Source organism: Pseudomonas sp. 5Vm1k (assembly GCF_056161485.1).
The window spans coordinates 171,933-195,270 of the sequence record NZ_JBSPCZ010000014.1; the positions used below are offsets into that span (position 1 = coordinate 171,933).

General features: G+C 60.0%; 17 protein-coding genes and 1 pseudogene. 9 read left to right on the plus strand and 9 right to left on the minus strand.

Features of this window, described 5'->3' with window-relative positions; all coding sequences use genetic code 11:
- Positions 1-89: 89 nt before the first annotated feature.
- The 7 genes from ACWIKB_RS24750 to ACWIKB_RS24780 all read left to right on the plus strand — a co-directional run bounded on the left by ACWIKB_RS24750 (position 90) and on the right by ACWIKB_RS24780 (position 13,424).
- Complete coding sequence (locus ACWIKB_RS24750; protein WP_475270074.1) at positions 90-2,093, plus strand: type VI secretion system Vgr family protein; 2,004 nt, start codon at positions 90-92, stop codon at positions 2,091-2,093.
- Positions 2,090-2,956, plus strand: coding sequence for a DUF4123 domain-containing protein (locus tag ACWIKB_RS24755; RefSeq protein ID WP_475270076.1), 867 nt, complete (start codon positions 2,090-2,092; stop codon positions 2,954-2,956). The genes ACWIKB_RS24750 and ACWIKB_RS24755 overlap by 4 nt, the downstream gene beginning before the upstream one ends.
- A complete protein-coding gene (locus tag ACWIKB_RS24760; protein WP_475270078.1) occupies positions 2,953-6,567 on the plus strand; it encodes a toxin VasX in 3,615 nt (1,204 codons plus the stop codon). The genes ACWIKB_RS24755 and ACWIKB_RS24760 overlap by 4 nt, the downstream gene beginning before the upstream one ends.
- On the plus strand, positions 6,551-7,681 hold the full coding sequence (locus tag ACWIKB_RS24765; RefSeq protein WP_475270080.1) for a hypothetical protein: 1,131 nt from the start codon (positions 6,551-6,553) through the stop codon (positions 7,679-7,681). Before ACWIKB_RS24760 ends, ACWIKB_RS24765 begins: the two co-directional genes overlap by 17 nt.
- A 267-nt stretch (positions 7,682-7,948) precedes the next feature.
- Positions 7,949-9,193: an exonuclease SbcCD subunit D C-terminal domain-containing protein gene (locus ACWIKB_RS24770; protein ID WP_475270083.1), complete on the plus strand. Its 1,245-nt coding sequence runs from the start codon at positions 7,949-7,951 to the stop codon at positions 9,191-9,193.
- Positions 9,190-12,831 (plus strand): AAA family ATPase, encoded by a 3,642-nt coding sequence (locus tag ACWIKB_RS24775; protein WP_475270086.1) that lies wholly within the window; start codon positions 9,190-9,192, stop codon positions 12,829-12,831. The genes ACWIKB_RS24770 and ACWIKB_RS24775 overlap by 4 nt, the downstream gene beginning before the upstream one ends.
- Positions 12,828-13,424: a glutathione S-transferase gene (locus ACWIKB_RS24780; protein WP_475270088.1), complete on the plus strand. Its 597-nt coding sequence runs from the start codon at positions 12,828-12,830 to the stop codon at positions 13,422-13,424. The genes ACWIKB_RS24775 and ACWIKB_RS24780 overlap by 4 nt, the downstream gene beginning before the upstream one ends.
- An 8-nt stretch (positions 13,425-13,432) precedes the next feature.
- Here the strand turns inward: ACWIKB_RS24780 and ACWIKB_RS24785 are convergent.
- The 9 genes and pseudogenes from ACWIKB_RS24785 to ACWIKB_RS24825 all read right to left on the minus strand — a co-directional run.
- Positions 13,433-13,528: pseudogene (locus tag ACWIKB_RS24785) on the minus strand (N-acetyltransferase); the annotation flags it as partial.
- Between the two features lie 14 nt (positions 13,529-13,542).
- Positions 13,543-13,800: a hypothetical protein gene (locus ACWIKB_RS24790; protein ID WP_163909778.1), complete on the minus strand. Its 258-nt coding sequence runs from the start codon at positions 13,798-13,800 to the stop codon at positions 13,543-13,545.
- Entirely contained in the window at positions 13,797-14,009 is a 213-nt protein-coding gene (locus ACWIKB_RS24795) for a hypothetical protein (protein WP_475270092.1), read from the minus strand. Before ACWIKB_RS24795 ends, ACWIKB_RS24790 begins: the two co-directional genes overlap by 4 nt.
- A gap of 251 nt (positions 14,010-14,260) precedes the next feature.
- On the minus strand, positions 14,261-14,440 hold the full coding sequence (locus tag ACWIKB_RS24800; protein ID WP_054047590.1) for a hypothetical protein: 180 nt from the start codon (positions 14,438-14,440) through the stop codon (positions 14,261-14,263).
- Between the two features lie 167 nt (positions 14,441-14,607).
- On the minus strand, positions 14,608-15,783 hold the full coding sequence (locus ACWIKB_RS24805) for a lactonase family protein (protein WP_475270094.1): 1,176 nt from the start codon (positions 15,781-15,783) through the stop codon (positions 14,608-14,610).
- Positions 15,770-16,069 (minus strand): DUF5629 family protein, encoded by a 300-nt coding sequence (locus ACWIKB_RS24810; protein ID WP_475270096.1) that lies wholly within the window; start codon positions 16,067-16,069, stop codon positions 15,770-15,772. Before ACWIKB_RS24810 ends, ACWIKB_RS24805 begins: the two co-directional genes overlap by 14 nt.
- Before the next feature lie 266 nt (positions 16,070-16,335).
- Positions 16,336-17,916, minus strand: coding sequence for an aldehyde dehydrogenase (NADP(+)) (locus ACWIKB_RS24815; protein WP_475270098.1), 1,581 nt, complete (start codon positions 17,914-17,916; stop codon positions 16,336-16,338).
- A 10-nt stretch (positions 17,917-17,926) separates the two neighbouring features.
- On the minus strand, positions 17,927-18,919 hold the full coding sequence (araD1, locus tag ACWIKB_RS24820; protein WP_475270100.1) for an AraD1 family protein: 993 nt from the start codon (positions 18,917-18,919) through the stop codon (positions 17,927-17,929).
- A 149-nt stretch (positions 18,920-19,068) separates the two neighbouring features.
- The gene (locus ACWIKB_RS24825; protein WP_475270101.1) at positions 19,069-20,391 is read right to left on the minus strand and encodes an MFS transporter; all 1,323 of its coding nucleotides are present in this window, start codon (positions 20,389-20,391) and stop codon (positions 19,069-19,071) included.
- Between the two features lie 194 nt (positions 20,392-20,585).
- Between ACWIKB_RS24825 and ACWIKB_RS24830 the strand changes: the two genes are divergently transcribed.
- Together ACWIKB_RS24830 and ACWIKB_RS24835 are read left to right on the plus strand one after the other, a co-directional pair.
- Complete coding sequence (locus ACWIKB_RS24830) at positions 20,586-22,322, plus strand: IlvD/Edd family dehydratase (RefSeq protein WP_403017364.1); 1,737 nt, start codon at positions 20,586-20,588, stop codon at positions 22,320-22,322.
- Positions 22,323-22,585: 263 nt separating this feature from the next.
- Entirely contained in the window at positions 22,586-23,314 is a 729-nt protein-coding gene (locus ACWIKB_RS24835; protein WP_475270104.1) for a FadR/GntR family transcriptional regulator, read from the plus strand.
- Positions 23,315-23,338 lie beyond the last annotated feature (24 nt).

Below are 23,338 nucleotides of genomic sequence, written 5' to 3' on the forward strand. Positions count from 1 at the left end.
ATCCTACAGCAGATATAGAATCGACTGACTTCGCCAACGTGTAGATTCACGCAAAGTCCCGTGCCTTAAAAAGACACAGGGATGCGCGGATGCTCAGTACGGCCAACGAAGTTGTTTTCAGACTCGACATTGCGGGTTTTTCCTACGACCTTCAGGTGCTTGAGTTTCGGGCCAAGGAAGCGCTGAACAGGCCCTACGAGGTCAAGCTCGAACTGGTCAGCGAACGCCCCGACCTGGACCTCGAATCGCTGCTGCATCGCCCGGCGTTTCTGACGTTCGGCCAGGATAACAGCGGCCTTCACGGCCAGGTCTATCGAGTCGCGCAAGGCGATTCGGGCAAACGCCTGACCCGCTATCAAATCACCCTGACGCCCCGCCTCGCCTATCTCGCGCACTGCCACAACCAGCGTATTTTTCAACACCTGAGCGTGCCGCAAATCATCGGAAAAGTACTGACCGATCACGGGATACAGGCCGACACCTGGCGCTTCCAACTCAGCGCCGATTACCGGCCACGACGCTACTGCGTGCAATACAACGAATCAGACCTGCACTTCATCCAGCGACTGTGCGAGGAAGAAGGTCTGCACTTTCATTTCCAGCACAGCGCCACCGGACACGTGTTGGTGTTTGGTGACGATCAAACGGTATTCCCGAAACCCGCTCGCCCGACGGCCTATGTTCAGGGCAGCGGCATGGTCGCCGAAGCGTCGGTGATTGATCGTTTCCAGGTCAGCCTGGAAACCCGCACTACCCACGTCAGCCGCCGGGATTACAACTTCGAAAAGCCGCGCCTGCCGCTCAGTAGCGAAAGCACAAGCGCCCAGTTACCCCACTTGGAGGATTACGCCTTCCCGGGACAATTTACCGAGCGTGAACGCGGCAATCATCTGGCCAGGCGGACGCTGGAGCGTCATCGCGCCAATTACCGGCAAGCCCGGGGGCGCAGCGATCAAAGCGCCCTGCATAGCGGACACTTCGTTGACATAACCGAACACCCACGCGATGACTGGAATGGATTGTGGCTGCTGACCGAGGTTGAGCACGTCGGAAAACAACCCCAAGTTCTGGAAGAGTCAATGACTGACGGTAATTCTGACGACGGCTTCAGTCAGGGTTACCGCAATCGGTTCATCGCGACACCCTGGGACGTGATATTCCGGCCAGCCCTTGAACATCCCAAGCCCCGAGTGACCGGCAACCAGCACGCAGTGGTCACCGGGCCTCCCGGTGAAGAAATCCATTGCGATGAGTACGGCCGCGTGAAGGTCCACCTGGCGTGGGACCGTGACGGTGAGCACAACGAACATTCAAGCTGCTGGCTGCGCGTCGCCACCGGTTGGGCTGCTGATCGCTATGGCAGCGTGTTGATCCCGCGAGTCGGCATGGAAGTGCTGGTGGGTTTCAGCGAAGGTGATCCCGACAAACCCTTCGTACTGGGTTGCTTGCCTAACGCGACGACACCCGTTGCGCTGGACCTGCCCGCCGAACACACACAAAGCATTTTTCGCAGCCAGAGCAGCCCCGGTGGTGGCGGTTACAACGAGTTGCGCATTGAGGACAAAACAGGCGCCGAGGAAATTGCTCTGCGTGCCCAGCGCGATTGGGTTCAGTGGGTGCTCAACGACGAACGTATTGAAGTCGACCACCAGCGTACGGTCGTGGTCGGCGGCATCGCCAGCCATGACCTACGCGGCGAAGAACACCACCTCACCCACGGCAACCGCCTCACTGAGCTCAAGCAGGACGATCATCTGTTGGTCCAGGGTGACCAACACGTTCGCGTCACCAGTCAGCGACTCAGCGCCACCCGGCAGATCCACCTCGGTGCCGGGCAACAAGCCGTTATCGATGGCGGCGCGCACCTGACGGTCAAGGCTGGCGGCCACTGGCTGACGCTGGGGCCGGACGGCATTTTCAGCAGCGTAGCGATTGTGCAGGGTGGCGCCCCGGCTGTGGGCATGTCGGCAGCGCCGTTAATGCCGGGCGCGTTGCCCTTGCTGAAGGTGACCTTTGACGCAGCACAACAGCGCCAGGCGCTGGTTTCAAACCGCAGCTCACGTTGCCTGATTTGTGAGGCCGCCCGAGCATGATGCACTCGATCTCACTGCCGACAAATCTGCCCTGGAATGATCAAACGGCCTTTGTGTTGCTGGACGGCGCGACCTTTCGCCAGTTGCCGGAACGCTTGAAACAGCTGAGTCCCGGAGTCAGCACTGTTGCGCTATACGACTGTGCGCCCTTCACCGGGCTGCGGGATATCTCACCGCTGTTAGTGGTGATCGAACACCCGGACGCGCCGGTTTTTCAGTTCTATCTGGAGCATGCGCACGAGGAATGGGGTGTGCTGTTGTTCAGCTCCGCGTCTGTGAATGACGTCGCTCAGCATTTGCGAAAACTGCTGATGGTTGAAATGCCAGAGGGTCTGCCGGTGATTCTGCGACTGGCCGACGCCGCGGTGGCGCGTGCCCTGTTTAGCAGCAGTGATCAACGTTTGTTTGGCCCTGTGTCCTGTGTGGTGACGCCCGATAGCGTCGGCGCAAATTGGCATCGTCACCAACTTCGAGTGTCCGAGTGTCCTGAGCTGCCGACGCCCTATCGCCTGAGTCCTGAACAGAACTCAGCGCTGGACCACGCTGATCGTCGCCGCGTACTGCTCGAACTCGATGCTCATCTGCTCCGCTACTTCCCCAAATGTCACGGCGGCGGAAACGTGGCCCAACGCTGGCCGACACTTGAGCAGCTATTCGAGGAGGCCAAGGTCCTGAGGTTAAGCAGCCAATCTGAATTGTTCTACTACGCCAACGTCATGGCCTGGCTGAACGGATCGCCGCTCGACCAGCATCCGCACATTGATCGGTTACTCCATACGCCATCGCTGCAATCACCCGGCGAGCGCGTTGCGCTGGCCGCTGACCTCGCCCACCAGTGGGCCATCCAACGGGGCCGCCCATGAACGCACCAGCCAACCTTGCCGCAGCTGCGGCACCCAAGACAGCCATCGGCTCTCCCGGCGCCTGCCCGTTGCAGCAAGCCCAAGTGCAGCTTTTGCCGTTGCGCTACGGTCTGGTAGAAAAGCCTCTCGATCCGAGCGCAGAGCTAAAACTGCCCTACACCCTTGAAACCCGTCCATTGGGCATTCGCCTGATGCGTGATGGCTGGTTGTATGTGATCGATAGTGTGACCGGCCATTTGCATGAATACCGCGTTCTCGATGGTCTGGTCAGCGCCCTGCTGCACAAGGGAGCCAAGGTCGATGGCGATCAGCGCACAGCTGTCGAGGAGCGTCCGGCATTGGTATTTTCACGGCGCAGCCGCTTGCACGTGTGCTTCGCCGAAGTGCAGTGGACCGCCGCCAAATGCGCTCAGGTGCTCGACAGTCTTGAGGAGCGCGAACACTTCATGCAAGCCGTTGACCTCGGCCCAGTGGATTGCAAAAGCGGTGGCGAGCATCTGTTGACGGTCGAGCAAGCCAAGCAGTGGTTAGCGGAGGTTGCCACGGTTGCGCCTCAGCGGGCACCCGCCGCACAGGACGGCGTCGAGCCGGGCACCGTTCTTTTGCCGACGGTACAAGTCAGCGATGCCCCCGAACACGAGCGCGAACCGTATCTATGGGAACAGCCACAGCGCTTTCGCGAAGCACATATCGGCGAGTTTCTGGGCCAAGTGCGCGCGCCCTATCAGGACGACACTTTGTTTCTCGTGGTGCCGGATGACCTCGGCGTGTTGCGCGACCTGGCCGACTATCAAGACATTGTGGTCGGCTGGGTCGACGATTGGACCAATGCCGGTCACAACGAGCGCAATTATTTGCTAGCCTGCTACATCGAGTCGCTGAGCCAGCTTAGCCCGGCGGATATCGAAAAGCTGTCCGAGGCCAGTAACGACCCGCGACACAAGGCGTTATTCGCTGATCTGGAACAGTTGGCCGAGCCGGACCGGGAAGACACCCGCAAAGCCCTGCTCGATTACCTGAACAAGGGCGGCAAAGTCGAGCCACTGGACGCTCCGGTGACGCCGGAGTTGGAGCAATTGCGCAAGCAGGCCCACACCGAAGCGTTCGAAATGGCCAAGCACCAGGGCGCCGATCCGGATTTCACCACGCACAGCCGCGCCAGTGACGATACAGATCGCCGATATTACGCTCGCCAACATTTTTCAGTGGCCCCTGACGACTTCGTCGAACGTCACCTCGACACCCTGATCAATCTCGGCAGGGAGCAAAACAAGCGCATTAAAGACGCGCTCGACGGCCCGATTTTCAGCGGCAAGCGCGGGATCAACGACTTCATCGACCGCCCGGCTATGGACACTGAGTTACTTCAGTACCGCGCCGACATCGGCCGCTGGAACCGCCTGCTCGAGCGCATCACTTCTGACCGCACGATGCTGGTGTGTGGCGGGCGCTATCACCGTTCGGCCTGGTACTACGACGCGCGTGAACCGTCGCAATTGGGTCAGGCCTTCAGCGCTGAATACGCGTGCATCAAAGACATTTGCCGCAGCGATCACGCGAGCGAAGAAATGCTGGGATATCTGGAAAAACACCCGGAACTGACTCGGCCATTGTTCTACACCCTGCCCCTGCGCCTTCAACAGGAACAAGCCGCGCAGTACAGCATGTTGTTCAACGCCGGAATGGCCCTTTTCAACAACCTACCGAGCTGGCTGGCTGAGCTGAAAACAATCGAACAACCGCACCTGCCGGCCCTCGACGAGTTGCCCGAACATACCCGTGCCGTCGCCGATGCTGCCCAACATAGCCTCAGCCCGGCGCTGAACCTGGGCCTGAGCCGGGTGCTGGAAGGGTTTGATCTGGCGGCAGAGAAAATCCCCGATCTCGACGAGCTGTTCCGGCGCCTGCCCAAAGCCCTGTCGGTGCGAATCCTCGATGCTGCCAAAACCACTGGTGTGACGTTCACCGTCGCCAGCCCGGCGGAACACGCCGCGCTGCAAACCAACCTCAAGGAACTGCTGAGGGAACGCGACTACCTGAAAACCTTGACCCGTGAACGCAACCAAATCACCCACAACAAAAACCGCCAGGGGCACAAGACGCCACGGGCGGTGGAGTTGCAGGGTGAGATCGCTCGGGTGCGCGAGCAGTTGGCGCAGCTTGAGGGGCGGTTGGCCGCAGCGTTGAGTCCGATTGCGGAGTTGCCGGATCAGTCGGCGCGCCTGTACGGCGCGACCCAGGCCCGAGCGGGAGTGACGCTGGTGTTTCCGCCGGCACAGCAGCAGGAGGTGCGGGGGTTGTTGAAAAATATTCGGATGGGGGTGGGGTCGGTGCCGAATGCGGGGTTGATTCGTAGCGAGGGGATGGGTTTGTTGGTGTTTTTGGTGCAGGGGGTGAATTTGGTCGCGGTCGCGAGGCAGACGTTAGGCGAGTCTCGGGATAAGCGTAAGTTGGCACCATTGATCAACTCGGTTTTGTCTACGGGTGCAGCGGGGTTCACGGCAGCCCAAAGTCTTACCGATACGGCGTTAAAGGCTCGAAGTGCTGAACTCGTCGTAGGACTCCAACGTCATGCCTTGCAGAGTGTGCATGTGCAAATGGGGAAGATGCATTTCGGTTTGGGCATTTTCACGTATGGCTTTGGCCTTGCTGCTTCAGTTATGAGTCTAGATACCCAACATCAAAACTGGCAACAGGCGACGCGTAGCGGTAATCGCCCGGCACAGAATAGTGCGGCGCTTGCCATATTGGGTGCTGGCGGTATGACAGTCGTAAATACTTATGGTTTGGGGCAAACCGTACACGCGGGCTACACCGTATTGCTTGCCAAAAACACTGCCGCAAGAACAGCGGCATGGGCCGCTGCGGGTACGCGTCTATCGACCATATTTTTCCGGTTCAATTTGGCTGGGGCGTTGTTCACCATACTGGAGTTGGGCGGCACCTGGCTCTTCAACCGTTACAACATCAGCACCCACGATAAATGGCTGAAAACCACGCCATGGAGCCTCGACACCGAAGTTCGCCGCGACCATAACTTGGATGAATATAAAAATTATCTGGCCTATTTGCTTCATGCTCCTTATGTCCAATTGGGTCCAAACAATCATGACTCGTGGTTGAAAAATCTGCTGTTAAAAGCAAACCCCAAAGACATTCATCTGGCGCTGCCAGGGCTCAAGTTCAATGATTTTCAACCGTCTCTGAACGGTCAACCAGTCCGTCGCCTGGGAATCGGCGCACACCGCATTTCCATTCCTCTCCACAGTCGCGGCGCGCCGCGAGAGCGCAAGGACGTCATCAGCGATGAAGTGGCAAACAGTCTGCGTATCGTAGAAACAGGGCCAGAACTATTAGTGTTATGCCTGCAATATCCTCTAGATCCTGACGCCGAATTTACGCCCGCGTCCGAAACACTGGAATTGACGATCTGCATACAAACTTTGGCCAACGACGGTGCATGGGTTTCTCGCAATCGCGTCATTCACCTCAACCCCCGTGGCGACGGTCGTTTTCCGGCGCTGCCTGGTCAATCCATCACAGAATGTCCACCGATGCTACTTGTTGAAACCCATCTGCTGGAGCTAGCAGATCATGCCCAACAAGATTGATAGCGTTACGTTTGCTCCTCAGCTCGAACAACAGAAAAAAACTGGTGATGTGGAGCCGTTTCCAAGCGGAAGAATCACCTATCTCGCGCCCTTGCCATTGCCGACCCTCATGTCGCCGCATGGTCCTCACATCGGGGAGCTAAATGATGTTTTCATGGACTTCGGATTGGGGTTACCTCAAGTATTTATGTGGCAAATGACCTTGGGCGGCCCATTCAGTGTGGCCTTCACCATTGCGTTCATGCTTGCGCCACTCATCGGTTGTCTCGGGCTCATATTTGGATATGACTTTGCGTACTCTTGGGAATTTACAATTGATTTTTTCAACGCGATCTACGGATATGCCGTAACAACAGGTTTGCTTATGCTGGGCATCTGCCTAGCTGTATGGCACCACAACCACAAAAAACGCCTCCAAATCATCCCCACCCGCTTCAACCGTCAACGCCGCGAAGTCTGCTTCATGCCCGAAGGCGCCACCGAACCGGTCTTCGTCCCCTGGGAATCCCTCTCGGCCTGGGTCATCGAAGCTCAAGGCGCGACCCAATACGGCATCCAGCGCCAATACGGCATGGGCATCGGTTTCCAGCATGGCGAAACCCTGACCAGTGTTGAATTCCCCTGCTTCGGCCTGCCCCTCGCCATCAGCCATTGGGAAGCCATCCGCGGTTACATGGAATACGAAGTCAACGACCTCAAATCCATCCAGGACCTCGAAGACCTGCAACTCCCCGGCGACCCGCCCCACGAAGGCCTCCACACCTTCCGCAACGCCCGAGCACGCATGCATCAAGAAATACGCGACGGCTCACGCGACCGGCTCTCAGGCTTTTTCTGGTACCTGTACCACGTCATGACGTTGTGGACGATTCCCAACTACCTCACCGAATGGGAAGTCCGCCGCCTACAAAAACTGGGCCCGCAGGCCATGCCCGAAGTGATGCAGCAATGGTCCGAGCCATTGCCGAAAGAGCGATGGGCGAAGCCGAGTGAAGAACTGGTGCGGATGAGCGAGCAGGTCCGGCAACTGCACAAACGCCAGCCTCGGCGGCCGATTACGGAGATTTTCGCTGAAGTGCGGCGGTTGAACGCTGGTTGCAAAGCAAAAGGATAAAAGAGCTTTTTGTGGCGAGGGAGTTTACTCCCGCTCGGCTGCGCAGCAGTCGCCCAACCAGACAACGGGTTTTGTCAGACGGATCGCAGGGGCCGCTTCGCGCCCCAGCGGGAGCAAGCTCCCTCGCCACAGGTAAGCCTCCTGGCCACAAGTCCGCCGTTCGACCAGATCCATCGCGCCATCCATCCTGTTTGCCAGTAAACTCCCTCCCCTTTAGCCGCGCTCATTTCCCACGCGGCCATCACCTTATTTCCTACGGAGTACGCCTTGCGTCTGTTCCACACCTCCGACTGGCACCTTGGGCAGAACCTGCACGGCCAGGACCGCGATTTCGAGCACGGTTGTTTCCTTGAGTGGCTGTTGCGCCAGCTGAAGCTGGACCAGCCCGATGTGCTGCTGATCGCGGGCGATATCTTCGATACGGTCAACCCGCCGGTCAAAGCCCAGGAACGCCTCTACGATTTCATCGTCAGCGCCCACGAGCAGCAGCCGTTGCTGACCATCGTGATGATTGCCGGCAACCACGACTCCGGCTCGCGGATCGAACTGCCGGCGCCGTTGATGCGGCGTTTGCGCACTCACGCATTGGGTCGGGTGCTGTGGCTCGATGACGGGCAATTGGACGCCGAACGCCTCTTGCTGCCGCTGCCCGACGCCAGCGGCGAGATTGCCGGTTGGTGCCTGGCGCTGCCGTTCCTGCGCCCTGCAGAGGTGACCGGCGCGCAATTGGGCGACAACTATTTGCGCGGTATCGGCCAGGTCCACGAATGGCTGATCGAGGCTGCGAACGCCAAGCGCAAGCCGGGTCAGGCCTTGATCGCGATCAGCCACGCGCACATGGCCGGCGGTTCGGTGTCGGAAGATTCCGAGCGCAGCCTGATCATCGGCAACGCCGAAGCCCTGCCCGCCAGCCTGTTCGGGCCGAGCATCAGCTACGTGGCCCTCGGTCATTTGCACAAGCCACAGAAGGTCAATGGTGAAGAACGCATCCGCTACAGCGGCTCGCCGATTCCGTTGTCGTTCTCCGAGATCAACTATCAGCATCAGATTCTCGACGTCACCCTCGATGGCGAAACCCTGGTCAGCGTCGAACCGAAACTGATCCCGCGCGCGGTCAACCTGCAACGCATCGGCCCTGCCCCGCTGGCCGAGATTCTGCTGCAACTGGCGGATCTGCCGAACACCGATTTGCTGGAAGATCTCCAGCGCCAGCCGTGGCTGGAAGTCCGGGTGCGCCTCGACGAACCGCAACCCGATCTGCGTTATCAAGTGGAAACCGCGCTGCAAGGCAAAGCCGTGCGGTTGGTGCGAATCGCCGCAGAATACGCTGGTAACGGCAGCAAGGACGGGACCGACGACGGCGCGACCTTGATCGAACTGGATCAGCTTTCGCCTCAGGAATTGTTCAGCCGCGCCTGGCAGGACAACTATGGCAGCGAGGTCGATGAGCAAACCCTCAAGGACTTTGCCGAGCTGTTGCAAGACGTGCAAATGGAGAGCGAACAGCCATGAAGATCCTCGCGATCCGCTTGAAAAACCTCGCCTCCCTGGCCGGGCCGTTTGAAATCGACTTCACCGCCGAGCCGCTGGCCAGCGCTGGTTTGTTCGCCATCACCGGGCCGACCGGCGCCGGTAAAAGCACCTTGCTCGATGCCTTGTGCCTGGCCCTGTTCGGCGCCGTGCCGCGTTTGAACAACACTGGCCGCGACGCGAAAGTCCCGGACGCCGATGGCGAAATCGGCACCGGCGACCCGCGCACCCTGTTGCGTCGCGGCACCGGCGAAGGTTATGCCGAAGTGGATTTCGTCGGTATCGATGGCCGCCGCTACCGTGCGCGCTGGGAAGCCAATCGCGCCCGGGAAAAGGCTGGTGGCAAGTTGCAAGCCAGTCGCCAGAGCCTGCGCGATATCGATCAGGATCAACTGCTGGCCAGTCAGAAAGGCGAGTACAAGACTCAGCTCGAAGCCGCGCTGGGCCTGAACTTCGAACAGTTCACCCGCGCGGTGTTGCTGGCCCAGAGTGAGTTCAGCGCGTTCCTCAAGGCGGATGACAACGACCGCAGCGAATTGCTGGAAAAACTCACCGATACTGCGCTCTATACGCGCCTCGGTCGTCGCGCGTACGACAAGACCAGAGAGGCCCGCGAAGCCCACAAGTTGCTGCAGGATCAGGCCACCGGCGTCACGCCGTTGTCCCCCGAAGCCCGCGCGGAGCTGGATGAACGCTTCAACGAAGCCCAGCAGCAACTCAAGCTCCAGCAAGCGCAGCTCAAGCAGCTTGAAGAGCAACACTCCTGGCTCAAACAACTGCGCCAATTGCAGGACGAGCAACAGAGCGCCACCGAGCAACTGCAATCCGCTCAGCAACACTGGGAAAGCCTGGCCGGTGAACGGCTGAAGCTGACGCGCCTGGAGCAATTGGCGCCGCAGCGGCACCAATTTGCGCGCAAGACTGAACTCACCACGCAGCTCACGCCGCTGGCCGCGCAGATTCAGCAGCACACGCAACAGCAACTGGAACTGACCGAACGCCAGACGCAACTCGAACAGAGCCTGAGCAGCGCGCATGCCGCGTTGACCGAGGCGCAAAACCAGCACAGCGCCGGTGCACCGTTGCTGCGCCAGGCGTTTGAAGAGCAAAGCACCCTCGCCCGTTTGGCTAAGGATGCCAGCCTCAGTGCCGACACCCAGCAGCAAGCGGAACTGGCCAGCACCCAAGGCCAAAGCACAATTCAAGGCTTGCTCGACCAGCAAAAACTGGTCGCCGAACGTTTGCAGCGCATCGCCGGGGAACTTGAACAAAGCGCTCATCTGGCGCCGCTGAGCGATGCCTGGAATGCCTACCGCGATCGCTTGCAACAGCTGATGCTGATCGGCAATCGGTTGAACAAAGGCCAGGATGAACTGGCCGATCTGGAACAACGCGCCACCCGCGCCGCCGAAGAACTGGCCGCGCAAAAGCAGAACCTGGAAGTGCTGTACAAAGAGGCCGGCGCCGAGCCTGAGGCCGTGGCCGAGCAGATCCAGTTGCTGAGCACGTTGTTGCAGGACAACCGCAAGCAACTGCGAGCCTTTGAAGAACTGACGCGCCTGTGGGCCAGTCAGCAAGAGCTGGACAAACGCGGTGCCGAGCTTCAACAACGTCAATCGTCGGCCCAGCAAGAACGTGAGCGCCTGACTCAGGACGGCGTGAAAACCAAGGCTGAACTGACCGTCGCCGAACAGACCCTGACCGTCACCCGGGAATTGTTGGAACGCCAACGCCTGGCACGCAGTGAAAGTGTCGAAGAACTGCGCGGGCAGTTGCAGGACGACCAACCGTGCCCGGTCTGTGGCAGTCCGGATCATCCTTATCATCAGCCCGAAGCGCTGCTGCAAAGCCTCGGTCGGCACGATGAAAGTGAACTGACCAACGCGCAGAAAGCCGTCGATCTGCTGAAGGAAAAACTCACCGATCTGCGCGCCGAAGTCGGCGGTTTGATCGCGCAGCAAAAGGAACTGCTGCAACAGCAAGAACACCTCGCCACGCAACAACAAAGCCTGACGCCGAGCCTCGAAGCGCATCCGCTGTCCGCTCAGTTGCTGAACCAGGACGCCGCCAAACGCAATGCCTGGCTGGCGCAGCAAAACAGTCAGCTAAACCAGAGCATCACCCAGGACGAACAACGCCAGACCGCCCTGCTCACTCTGCAACAGGATGCCGCGCGACTGGCCCAGCAACTGCGCAGCGCCGAAACCGCGAGCCAGCAAGCGACCCAGCACCTGAGCACACAGCAGCAAGCCTTGAGCAGCGATCGCCAGCGTCTGGACGAAGAACTCGCGGCGTTCAGTTCGCTGCTTCCGGCCGACACGCTTGAAGCCTTGCGCACCGAGCCGGCCGCGACGTTCATGCAGCTCGACCGGCAGATCGCCCAGCGTCTGGAACAACTCGACCAGCAGCGCGACGAACTCAGCGAGCAGCAACAACGCCAGCAGACGCTGGAGAAAGAACAGGATCGCCAACTGACCCGCGCCCAACAACTGGAAACCGCGCAACAGCAGTTCACGGTGCTGGCCGAGCAGCAACAGGCTTGCCAACAGAAACTTGCGCAGTTGCTTGGCGAACACAACAGCGCCGAGCAGTGGCAGCAGCAGCTCGATCAAGCGGTCGAACAGGCGCGCCATGCCGAAGCGGCGGCCAATCAGGAGTTGCAAACCGTACGCACGGGGCTGGTGCAATTGGCTGCTGAACTCAAGGCCCAGCAACAACGTTCACAGGCACTGGAGCATGAAGATCGCGAGTTGAGCGGCAAGATTGCCGACTGGCGCGCGCGGCATCCGGAACTGGATGACGGTGGGCTCGAGGATTTGCTGAGTGTCGACGACCAGCAAGTCAGCGACCTGCGCCAGCAATTGCAGCACAGCGAAAAAGCCATCGAACAGGCTAAGGTGTTGTTGCAGGAACGCGATCAGCGCTTGGTCAATCATCAGGCGCAGCACAACGGCAATCTCGATGCCGAACAACTGGCCAATGCGCTGACAGATTTGCAAAACCTGTTTGCCGCCAGCGAACACCGCTGCGCCGAACTGCGTGCCGAACAGGCCGAGGATCAACGCCGGCAGAACGCCAATCAGGCCTTGGCCCAGCAAATCGCCGACGCCTACACCGAGTACCAACGCTGGGCACGTTTGAATGCGTTGATCGGTTCGGCCACCGGCGACACCTTCCGCAAGATCGCCCAGGCCTACAATCTCGACTTGCTGGTGCATCACGCCAACGTGCAGTTGCGCCAATTGGTGCGTCGTTATCGCCTGAAACGCGGCGGCAGCATGCTCGGCTTGCTGGTGATGGACACGGAGATGGGCGACGAATTGCGCTCGGTGCATTCGTTGTCCGGCGGCGAGACGTTCCTCGTGTCGCTGGCACTGGCCCTCGGTTTGGCGTCGATGGCGTCGAGCACGCTGAAGATCGAGTCGCTGTTTATCGACGAAGGCTTCGGCAGCCTCGATCCGGAATCCCTGCAACTGGCCATGGACGCTCTCGACGGCTTGCAGGCCCAGGGCCGCAAGGTCGCGGTGATCTCACACGTGCAGGAAATGCATGAACGGATTCCGGTGCAGATTCAAGTCCGTCGCCAAGGCAATGGCTTGAGCACGCTGGAGGTGAAATGACTACGCTCTACTCCTTCCGCCGCTGCCCTTACGCCATGCGTGCGCGCATGGCGCTGCGTTATTCAGGGGTTGAAGTGCAGATTGTCGAAGTCAGCCTCAAGGCCAAGCCAGCCGAAATGCTCGCGCTGTCGAGCAAGGGCACGGTGCCGGTGCTGGAGGTTGAGGGTCGGGTGATTGATGAAAGCCTGTCGATCATGCGCTGGGCCCTGGCGCAGAACGATCCTGATGATTGGTTGCTCAAGGACGATCCTGCCGGGCAGCAACGTATTGCTGAACTGATCGAAGAAAACGATCAGGTGTTCAAGGTGCATTTGAATCGCTACAAGTACGCCGAGCGCTACCCCGAGCAGCCGATGGAACACTATCGGGCCGAGGGTGAGGTGTTTTTGCGCAAGCTCGATGAGTTGCTGCAGGGGCGGGATTATTTGCTGGCCGCGCATCTGAGCTTGGCGGACGTGGCATTGATGCCGTTCGTGCGCCAGTTTGCGCATGTGGATCGGGAGTGGTTCGAGCAGACGTCGTATGCGCGGTTGCAGGTGTGGCTTCAGCGGTTGCTGGAGTCCGAGCTTTTTACCGGCGTCATGCAAAAGTAAGGACATGCACTACTGTGGCGAGGGAGCTTGCTCCCGTTGGACTGCGCAGCAGTCCCATCTTTTGGGGCCGCTTCGCAGCCCAGCGGGAGCAAGCTCCCTCGCCACGGTGACCGCGTTTTCAGGCCAACACCGAGCACATCCCCAGCGCCGAGCAATCTACCTGGAACGGTCCGAGGAACTCGCCCCGGACCTTCGATGGTGGATTACCCGCCAACAACCCCAACGCCTTGGCCGTCTGAATGTTATGGGCGATGTTGTGGTTGCATTCGATGGCGCGGGCCACCGAGCCCGCCGAGCCCTGCCCGATCCCCAACAGTGAAGCGCCATTGGTCATGAACGCCAAAAAGGCAATGACCCAGAGTCTGTGTCCTTTCATGCTCCGACAGCTCCCAACACATCAGCGTGATCCACCACGACGTTTTGCGCGCGGTGTTCAAACTGGATGGCGGGATAAGCAACCTGAATCGGCGCTTGAAGGTCGTGTTGCGATTGAGCCGAAAGGCTCACCACGAGCACCATGGTCACGTAGATTCCGATGGCCAGGTAGGCGCCGTGTTTGGCAGAAGTGAGGATTGCGCTGGCCATGGTGTTCTCCGTGGGCATGTTTCAGTGCCCACAGGATCGATCAAAAAAACCGAAGCAACCACTCAGCGTTTTCCATAGTGACCATCAACCTGGTTGATCATTAAACCAGTCTATGCCCGCGCCGAATAAAACCTATGACCCTTAGAAACGCGCAAGTAGGAGCTGCCGAAGGCTGCGATCGTTTGACTTTTCAAGAGCAAAAGATCGCATCCTTCGGCAGCTCCTACAGGGAGCGACAATGTTCGCAGATTTCAGGCTTGGGTTTTGTGATCCAGCGCGGCGTAGAAGTTGGCGCTTTGTTGCAAGTATTTCTGGGTGTAGCTCTGGGTGTGGGATTTTTTGCTGTTGATTTCAACGTTGGCGCTGGCTGGCAGGGCAACGGTGGCAGAGATGGCGGATGCGGCGATGATGGAGAAGATATTGAAGTTCATGGCGGTGTTCCTCGGAGTCAGTTGGCTTGCTTGCCCGGTTGGGCCGTGGAGCAAACTTAACGTCCGAGGTCCGCGCCTTGAAATGCTTTGTAGCATTAGCGGATATCAGTCTGATTAATAGAAGGTCGCAGGCCTTATCAACCGGGGCCTGCGGCCTATTGCCGCACCTATTGACGCACTAGAAACTTGAGGTCACTCGGGGCATCCATCGGCAATTTCTGCACGGTTTTGCCCAACAGGCCGGTCTTGGCGTCGCGTTCGACGACGACAATCTCGTTGCTTTTCTGGTTGGCGATCAGCAGAAACTTGCCACTCGGGTCGAGGCTGAATTCGCGCGGGTGATCACCCTCGACGGAACGTCGCTGGAGTTCCTTGAGCTGAGCAGTGGCCGGGTCGATGGCGAATACCAGCAGTTGATTGGCGGTGCCACGATTGCTGACGTAGAGGAACTTGCCGTCAGCCGAGGCGTGAAGCGCTGCGCCTGCCTTGTCGGAGGTGGGTTGCCCCGCCGCCAGATCGACCATTTGCGTTTGCTTGAGCGTGCCGTCCTGGTAGTCGAACACTGCCACTTGGGCGCTCATTTCCATGGTCAACCAGGCGTGTTTGCCATCGGCGCTGAACAGCAAATGACGCGGCCCACTGCCGGCTGGCAGTTGCACTGAGGCCGGCGTCGCAGGCGTCAGCGGCAACAGCGGGTTGGCCTTAGGGTTGAAGCGGTAGACAAAGATCTTGTCCGCCCCCAAATCATTGGAAAACACGTACTTGCCATCCGGCGAGGAAATCGTCGAATGCACGTGCGCCGAGGCCTGCCGCTCCGGGTTGACCCGGCTCGACGGGTGGCTGCTCATCTGCACCACCGACTTGAGCTTGCCGTCCGCGCCCACCGGCAACACCGCGAGGGTGCCGCCCGGGTCTTCGACCACCGAGTAATTGCTGACGAACAAGTGGCTGCCGTCGCCGCTAAGGCTCGAATGGGTCGGTTCGTTGCCCAGGCTCTGGACCTGACTGACCAAGCTCAGTTCATGGGTCTTGGGGTTGATCGCGTAACTGCTGACCTTGCCCACCGGATCGGCCTGGCCCGGGCCGTTTTCATTGACCACGAACAGGTGTTGCTGATCCTTGGAAATCGTCAGCCAGGACGGATTTTCGCTCTTGACCACTTGCAGTGGCTTGGCGGCAATCTGCCCGGTGGCGCTGTCGAAGTTCAGGCGATAAATCCCCTGGCTCTGACCTGCGGTGTAGGAACCGACCAACAGTTGATAATCGTCGACGGTCGCCGCCTGAACGCCCATGGCGCCGACACTGCCGGCCATCAACAGTGGCCAGAAATTACGCATCTTCATGCTCTTCTTCCTCGTCGTCATGCCCGCCAATCGCGGCCATGCACACCAGCCGGTGCTCACCGGAATCACCGGTGATGAGCCAGCTTTGCAGGGTTGGATCGAAGGTGGCTGCCTGGATCTGGGCCTTGCTGAATTCCCAATGCTTGAGCGCCCGACCGTCCATGCATTCGATGTTCAGACTGTCGTCCTCTTCACCGAGGTAGAAATCGGAGGCGTGCAAGCCGTCGATTTCCAGCATGTCGCAATTTTCGAGGGCGTTGAGCAAAGTGTCGGTAACGGCAGTCATGGCAATCAATCATTCAAGTGGAAAGGGGCAATGATAGCTCAATGTGGGAGTTGCCCCGAGCCAGACACTCAACTCAACGCAGCGCTGAACAAATGTGGGAGCGAGCCTGCTCGCGAAGACGGCGGCACATTCAACATCAATACAAGCTGACACACCGCTTTCGCGAGCAGGCTCGCTCGCGAATGCGGTGGGTCAGTCGAAATCAATAGTGCCTGACACTCCGCATTCGCGAGCAAGCCCGCTCCCACAGGGATTGTGTTTAAGCTTTAGAGCGCATCACGGGACGGTTTGCCGTCCACCAATCGCTGAATCCGCAGCGGGTTGCCGTTTTTCAGCGGCTCCGGCAGCAGGCTGTCGGGGTAGTTCTGGAAGCACACCGGGCGCAGGAAACGGTCGATGGCCAGCGTGCCTACCGACGTGCCGCGCGCATCGGAGGTCGCCGGGTACGGCCCGCCATGGACCATCGAATCACAGACTTCCACGCCCGTCGGATAACCATTGAGCAAGATTCGCCCGACCTTCTGTTCCAGCAACGCGGTCAGCTCGCCGAACTGATCGAAGTCCACTGGCTCGCCAATGATCGTCGCCGTCAGTTGCCCGTGCAGGCCATTCAACGCCGCACTGAGTTGCGCCTGATCCGCGACTTCAACAAATACCGTGGTCGGGCCGAAGACTTCTTCCTGCAAGACTTCATCGCCATCGATCAGCAGGCTGACATCGGCCTTGAACAGTTGCGGCTGCGCCTGATTACCCTGTTGCGGGCTGCCGGCCAGATGCTCGATGCCAGGATGAGCGAGAAGTTTTTGCAGACCTTTGCCATAACTGCTCAACGTCCCGGCATTGAGCATGGTTTGCGCCGGCTGATCAGCGATCAACGCCGATACCTGCTGCACGAACCCGCTGAACTGCGGCGAACGAATCCCAATCACCAGCCCCGGATTGGTACAGAACTGACCACCCCCCTGCACCACCGACGCCGTCAGGTCGCGGGCAACGGTTTCAGCCCGAGTCGCCAACGCCTGCGGCAAGACGATCACCGGATTGATACTCGACATCTCGGCGAACACCGGAATCGGCTGCGGACGCGCCGCCGCCATGTCACACAAGGCACGACCGCCCTTGAGCGAACCGGTAAAACCCACGGCCTGGATCGCCGGATGCTTGACCAGCGCTTCGCCGACCCCGCCGCCATAGATCATGTTGAACACACCGGCTGGCATGGTGGTTTTTTCTGCGGCGCGGAGGATCGCGTCGGCGACCAGTTCAGCGGTGGCCATGTGGCCGCTGTGGGCCTTGAACACCACCGGGCAACCGGCGGCCAGTGCCGAAGCGGTATCGCCGCCGGCCGTGGAAAACGCCAACGGAAAGTTGCTTGCGCCAAACACCGCAACAGGACCGAGGCCGATGCGGTACTGGCGCAAATCGGGACGCAGCATCGGTTGGCGTTCGGGCAACGCCAGATCAATCCGCGCACCGTAGAAATCACCGCGACGCAGGACCTTGGCGAACAACCGCATCTGACCGCTGGTGCGACCGCGCTCGCCTTGAATGCGCCCGGCGGGCAATGCGGTTTCGCGGCAGACCATGGCAACGAAGTCGTCGCCTAGCGCGTCCAGTTCGTCAGCAATGGTGTCGAGAAACTGCGCCCGACGTTCGGCACTCAGGCTGCGATAAGCCGGGTAAGCGCTGGCGGCAGCCTTGGCGGCGGCGTCGACCTCTTCCGGGGTGGCTTGATAAAAATCATGGGGCAAGGCCTCGCCGGTGCTGGCGTCGACGCTTTGCAATTTAAGGTTGCCGGCCGCGCTGCGTTGGCCGCCGATGTAGTTGTGACCAAGAATCTGGGTCATGCAAATCTCCTTAAAGGATGCCGACGGTGCCGGGTTCGAACGCCGCGTCTACCGGCGCAATACCGTTGATCAACGGCGCGCCGAATTCGGCCTGGCTGATTTCAAACACGTCACCCGGTTGGGTGCGGATACCATCGGCGAAGGACAGGGTCGCGGTGCCGAAGAAGTGAATGTGCACGTCCCCCGGACGCAGGAACTGGCTGTACTTGAAATGGTGATACTCGAGGTTCGCCAGGCTGTGGCACATATTGGCCTCGCCGCTGAGGAACTCGTGTTGCCACAACACCTCGCCGTCACGCAGGATGCGACTGGTGCCTGCCAAGTGTTGGGGTAGTTCACCGACGCGAAGTTCCGGGCCATAACTGCAACTGCGCAATTTAGAGTGGGCCAGGTAGAGGTAATTCTTGCGTTCCATGACGTGGTCGGAGAACTCGTTGCCAACCGCATAACCGAGGCGATACGGCTTGCCGTCGTGGCCGATGACGTAGAGGCCGCTGAGCTCCGGCTCTTCCCCGGCGTCTTCGGCAAACGGTGGCAGCGGGAACGGCTGGCCCGGACGCACGACGATACTGCCGTCGCCCTTGTAGAACCATTCCGGTTGCACACCGGCCTGCCCCGCCGCCGGTTTGCCGCCCTCGACGCCCCACTTGAAGATGCGCATGGTGTCGGTCATGGCGGCTTCGTCGCCAACTTGCTGGTGCATTTTGTCCCGGGCTGAGGCGCTGCCCAAATGAGTCAGGCCGGTGCCGCTGACCAACATATGGGCTGGGTCCGGGTGATCCAGCGGCGGCAGGATGCGCAGGTGGGTCAGCAGCTCCGCGTAATCGTGGCTGATGCCCAGGCCGAGGTTTTGCACGTATTGCTCAAGATTGACCCCCGCCTCGATGGCGGCCAGGGCCAGATCCCGAACGGAGCGCGCGTCCTGCACTTCGCGCACCAGGACTTCCTCGACCACGCCCACCCGGCGCTCGCCGTTAATCAATTCGAACTGAACTAAACGCATGATTTTCTCCTGTAACCATCTTGAAGTCGGCATTGCCCCCCTGTGGGAGCGGGCTTGCTCGCGAATGCGGTTTCTCATCCAACATCTGTGCTGACTGACACTCCGCTTTCGCGAGCAAGCCCGCTCCCACAGGGGATTTTTGTGATGTCTCAGGTACGGGTTGCACCTCGGGCACTGGCGGCAAATTGATCGGCCGGCAACACGTGCTTGCGCTCCAGTAACCGATACACCACACCCGTCAGCACCAGCCCAAACACCATCACCCCGGACAGGAAGTACAACCCCGATGCCAGGTTGCCGGTGTATTCCTTCAGCGCGCCGATCACGAACGGCCCGATATAGCCGCCGAGGTTGCCCACCGAGTTGATCAAAGCAATCCCAGCCGCCGCGCTGGCGCCTGCAAAGAAGCGCCCCGGCAAGGTCCAGAACACTGCCGTGCAGGAAAACAGCGCAAACGCCACCAGGCACAACGCCGCCAGTTGCAGCACCGGCAACGTCAGCCAGGCGCTGAGGAACAGGCCGATGGCGCCCAGCACGTAGAGCACCGCCAAATGGCCGTAGCGATCATTCAAGCGGTCGGAACTGCGCGGCACGATCAGCAAACCGATGATCCCGAAGACGTAAGGCACCGAGGACACAAAACCGGTCACCAGGTCGGTGCCACCGAACTGTTTGATCAAGGTCGGTAACCACAGGCCCAAGCCGTAAATGCTCAATGTCACCGGCAGATAGAACAGCGCCAGCAGCAAAACCCGTTTGTCCTTCAGCGCGTGCAACGGATTGCCGTGACGGGTCTGGCCATATTCCTCAAGGTCTTTTTTCAGCTCGCCGGTCAGCCAGTCCTTCTCGGCCTGGTCCATCCATTTCACTTGTTGCGGGCCATCCGGCAGGTAACGCAGCACTGGCCAGGTCAGCAGGATCGCCGGGGTGCCGATGACGATGAACAGCCACTGCCAGCCGTGCAGGCCGAGGGTGCCGTCCATGCCGAGCAAACCGCCGGACACCGGGCCGGTGATCATCATCGCGATGGGTTGGGAAAGGATGAACAGCCCGAGGATTTTGCCGCGATGGCGCACCGGGAACCATTGGGTGATGTAGTACAGAACGCCCGGGAAGAATCCGGCTTCAGCGGCACCGAGCAGGAAGCGCATCACATAGAAACTGTGCGGGCCCTGGACGAAGGCCATGCCGATGGTGATCGCGCCCCAGGTGACCATGATCCGCGCAAACCAGCGGCGGGCGCCGAAGCGTTCGAGCATCAGGTTGCTGGGGATTTCCAGCAGGAAGTAACCAATGAAAAACAGCCCGGCACCGAGCCCGTAGGCCGCATCACCGATGCCGATGTCCGCGCCCATGTGCAGCTTGGCGAAGCCGACGGCGGAGCGATCCACATAGGCGATCAGGTACAGCAGGATCAGGAAGGGAATCAGTTTCAGCGTGATGCGACGAATAAGCCGCAGTTCCTCGCTCATGAGATCGGTCTCCGATTGTTGTTGTTATAGAACCTCGGGGGACGCCTCTCGCGGAAAACCGCCAGGGCCAATCCCTCCGTTGAAACCGACTATATAGTATTACTAATTAAGCAACAACGCTTCCAAACAGCCGAATTTACGCTTATGTTATCCGTCAGATTGAACAATATAGTCATACAATAAGAGAATCGATCATGTCTGATAAGAAGCCCACCCTGCGCTCCGCCCAATGGTTTGGCACCGCCGACAAGAACGGCTTCATGTACCGCAGTTGGATGAAGAATCAGGGCATCGCCGACCACCAGTTCCACGGCAAACCAATCATCGGCATCTGCAACACCTGGTCGGAACTGACCCCGTGCAACGCGCATTTCCGCCAGATTGCCGAGCACGTCAAACGCGGGGTGATCGAGGCCGGCGGCTTTCCAGTGGAATTCCCGGTGTTCTCCAACGGCGAATCGAACCTGCGCCCCACCGCCATGCTCACCCGTAACCTGGCGAGCATGGACGTTGAAGAAGCCATTCGCGGCAACCCGATCGATGGCGTGGTGCTGCTGACCGGTTGCGATAAAACCACTCCGGCATTATTGATGGGCGCCGCCAGTTGCGACGTGCCGGCCATCGTCGTCACTGGCGGGCCGATGCTCAATGGCAAGCACAAGGGCCAGGACATTGGTTCGGGCACCGTGGTTTGGCAGCTCAGCGAGCAAGTGAAAGCAGGCACGATCACCATCGACGATTTCCTCGCGGCCGAGGGCGGCATGTCCCGCTCAGCCGGCACCTGCAACACCATGGGCACCGCGTCGACCATGGCCTGCATGGCCGAAGCCCTCGGCACCTCCCTACCCCACAACGCGGCGATTCCGGCGGTAGACGCGCGGCGTTATGTGTTGGCGCACATGTCCGGCATGCGCGCGGTGGAGATGGTGCGCGAAGACTTGCGGCTGTCGAAGATCCTGACCAAGGAAGCGTTTGAAAACGCCATTCGGGTGAACGCGGCGATTGGCGGTTCGACCAACGCGGTGATCCATTTGAAAGCCATTGCCGGGCGCATTGGTGTCGAACTGGATCTGGACGACTGGACCCGCATCGGTCGCGGCATGCCGACCATCGTCGACTTGCAACCGTCCGGGCGCTTCCTGATGGAAGAGTTCTACTACGCCGGTGGTTTGCCGGCAGTGTTGCGTCGCCTCGGCGAAGCCAATCTGATTCCGCATCCGAACGCCTTGACCGTCAACGGCAAAAGCCTCGGCGAGAACACCAAGGACGCTCCGATCTACGGCCAGGACGAAGTGATCCGCACCCTCGATAACCCGATCCGCGCTGATGGCGGGATCTGCGTGCTGCGCGGCAACCTCGCGCCACTCGGCGCGGTGCTGAAACCCTCCGCCGCCAGCGCCGAACTGATGCAGCATCGTGGCCGCGCCGTAGTGTTCGAGAACTTCGACATGTACAAGGCACGGATCAACGACCCGGAACTGGACGTGGACGCGAACTCGATTCTGGTGATGAAAAACTGCGGGCCGAAGGGTTATCCAGGCATGGCCGAAGTCGGCAACATGGGTTTGCCGGCCAAGCTGCTGGCCCAGGGCGTGACGGACATGGTACGGATTTCCGATGCGCGCATGAGTGGCACCGCGTATGGCACGGTGGTGTTGCACGTGGCGCCGGAAGCCGCAGCCGGCGGGCCGTTGGCGGTGGTGCAGGAAGGTGACTTCATTGAGCTTGATTGCGCCAGCGGGCGTCTGCACCTGGACATCCCCGACGCCGAACTGGCGGCGCGGATGGCTGATCTGGTACCGCCCAAGCAATTGATCGTCGGCGGTTATCGTCAGCTGTACATCGATCATGTGCTGCAAGCGGATCAGGGTTGCGACTTTGACTTCCTGGTCGGTTGCCGCGGTTCGGAAGTGCCGCGCCATTCCCACTGACCCCACCATTCCCCCCTGTGGGAGCGGGATTGTGTGGCGAAGGGGCTTGCCCCCGTTCGATTGCGCAGCAATCGTAAACCAGTCACTGCGGACTCATTTAGAATCGCGGCGACTGGGTACAGGGGAGCTTCGCTCCCCAACGGGGGCAAGCCCCCTCGCCACAACAAGCCCGCTCCCACATTGGCTCTCCATCTGATTCAGGACCGTGTCCCCGCCTGCTATCATGCGCCACACTCCCATCGCCCAGGATCGCGCCGTTCCCCATGGATTACCGCAAACCCTCCGACCGCAAAAGCATGCACTCGCGCATCGTCCAGGAACTGGGCATGCAGATCGTCTCCGGACGCTTCAAGCCCGACGACAAACTGCCCGCCGAAGCCTTGTTGTGCGAAGAGTACGCGGTCAGTCGGCCGGTGCTGCGCGAAGCCACGCGCGTACTGGTTGCCAAGGGCCTGGTGTATTCCCGTCCGCGGGTTGGCACCGTAGTGAAGGCGCGCAAGGAATGGCACATGCTCGACCCGGACGTGCTGCATTGGTTGATGCAAAGCAGCCCGCAAAATGAGTTCTTCAGCCTGCTCACCAGCGTGCGCAGCATCATCGAACCGGCCGCCGCCGCCCTCGCCGCGCAGTACGCCACCGACGCGGACATCGCCTCCATCGGCGAAGCCTACCAACGGATGGAAGCCGCACCGACCCCGGAAGCGCTGCTGCAACCGGACCTCGACTTCCACAGCCGCATCGCCGACGCGACCCACAACGACTTGCTGGCCAACTTGTGCAACATGCTCTCGGTGGCGATTGCCGAGGCGTTGAAGCACTCCAACCAGCGACCGAACCTGCATGAACTGGCGCTGCCACGGCACAAGGCGATCCTCACTGCCATCGAGAATCGCGATGCGCTGGGTGCACGGCATGCGACGCTGGTGCAACTGGATGATGCGCGCAGTGCGCTGAATGTAGTGCTCGGCGCCGATCCCACAAACAACCACTAAACCCCCTGTGGGAGCGGGCTTGCT

What these genes read in the sequence shown, in the direction of transcription:
- ACWIKB_RS24775 (WP_475270086.1), top strand. Translation starts at nt 9,190, where the DNA reads ATGAAGATCCTCGCGATCCGCTTGAAAAACCTCGCCTCCCTGGCCGGG.
- ACWIKB_RS24825 (WP_475270101.1), bottom strand. Translation starts at nt 20,391, where the DNA reads ATGAGCGAGGAACTGCGGCTTATTCGTCGCATCACGCTGAAACTGATT.
- ACWIKB_RS24750 (WP_475270074.1), top strand. Translation starts at nt 90, where the DNA reads ATGCTCAGTACGGCCAACGAAGTTGTTTTCAGACTCGACATTGCGGGT.
- ACWIKB_RS24790 (WP_163909778.1), bottom strand. Translation starts at nt 13,800, where the DNA reads ATGAAAGGACACAGACTCTGGGTCATTGCCTTTTTGGCGTTCATGACC.
- ACWIKB_RS24835 (WP_475270104.1), top strand. Translation starts at nt 22,586, where the DNA reads ATGGATTACCGCAAACCCTCCGACCGCAAAAGCATGCACTCGCGCATC.
- ACWIKB_RS24810 (WP_475270096.1), bottom strand. Translation starts at nt 16,069, where the DNA reads ATGACTGCCGTTACCGACACTTTGCTCAACGCCCTCGAAAATTGCGAC.
- ACWIKB_RS24805 (WP_475270094.1), bottom strand. Translation starts at nt 15,783, where the DNA reads ATGAAGATGCGTAATTTCTGGCCACTGTTGATGGCCGGCAGTGTCGGC.
- ACWIKB_RS24755 (WP_475270076.1), top strand. Translation starts at nt 2,090, where the DNA reads ATGATGCACTCGATCTCACTGCCGACAAATCTGCCCTGGAATGATCAA.
- ACWIKB_RS24815 (WP_475270098.1), bottom strand. Translation starts at nt 17,916, where the DNA reads ATGACCCAGATTCTTGGTCACAACTACATCGGCGGCCAACGCAGCGCG.
- ACWIKB_RS24830 (WP_403017364.1), top strand. Translation starts at nt 20,586, where the DNA reads ATGTCTGATAAGAAGCCCACCCTGCGCTCCGCCCAATGGTTTGGCACC.
- ACWIKB_RS24760 (WP_475270078.1), top strand. Translation starts at nt 2,953, where the DNA reads ATGAACGCACCAGCCAACCTTGCCGCAGCTGCGGCACCCAAGACAGCC.
- araD1 (WP_475270100.1), bottom strand. Translation starts at nt 18,919, where the DNA reads ATGCGTTTAGTTCAGTTCGAATTGATTAACGGCGAGCGCCGGGTGGGC.
- ACWIKB_RS24800 (WP_054047590.1), bottom strand. Translation starts at nt 14,440, where the DNA reads ATGAACTTCAATATCTTCTCCATCATCGCCGCATCCGCCATCTCTGCC.
- ACWIKB_RS24765 (WP_475270080.1), top strand. Translation starts at nt 6,551, where the DNA reads ATGCCCAACAAGATTGATAGCGTTACGTTTGCTCCTCAGCTCGAACAA.
- ACWIKB_RS24795 (WP_475270092.1), bottom strand. Translation starts at nt 14,009, where the DNA reads ATGGCCAGCGCAATCCTCACTTCTGCCAAACACGGCGCCTACCTGGCC.
- ACWIKB_RS24780 (WP_475270088.1), top strand. Translation starts at nt 12,828, where the DNA reads ATGACTACGCTCTACTCCTTCCGCCGCTGCCCTTACGCCATGCGTGCG.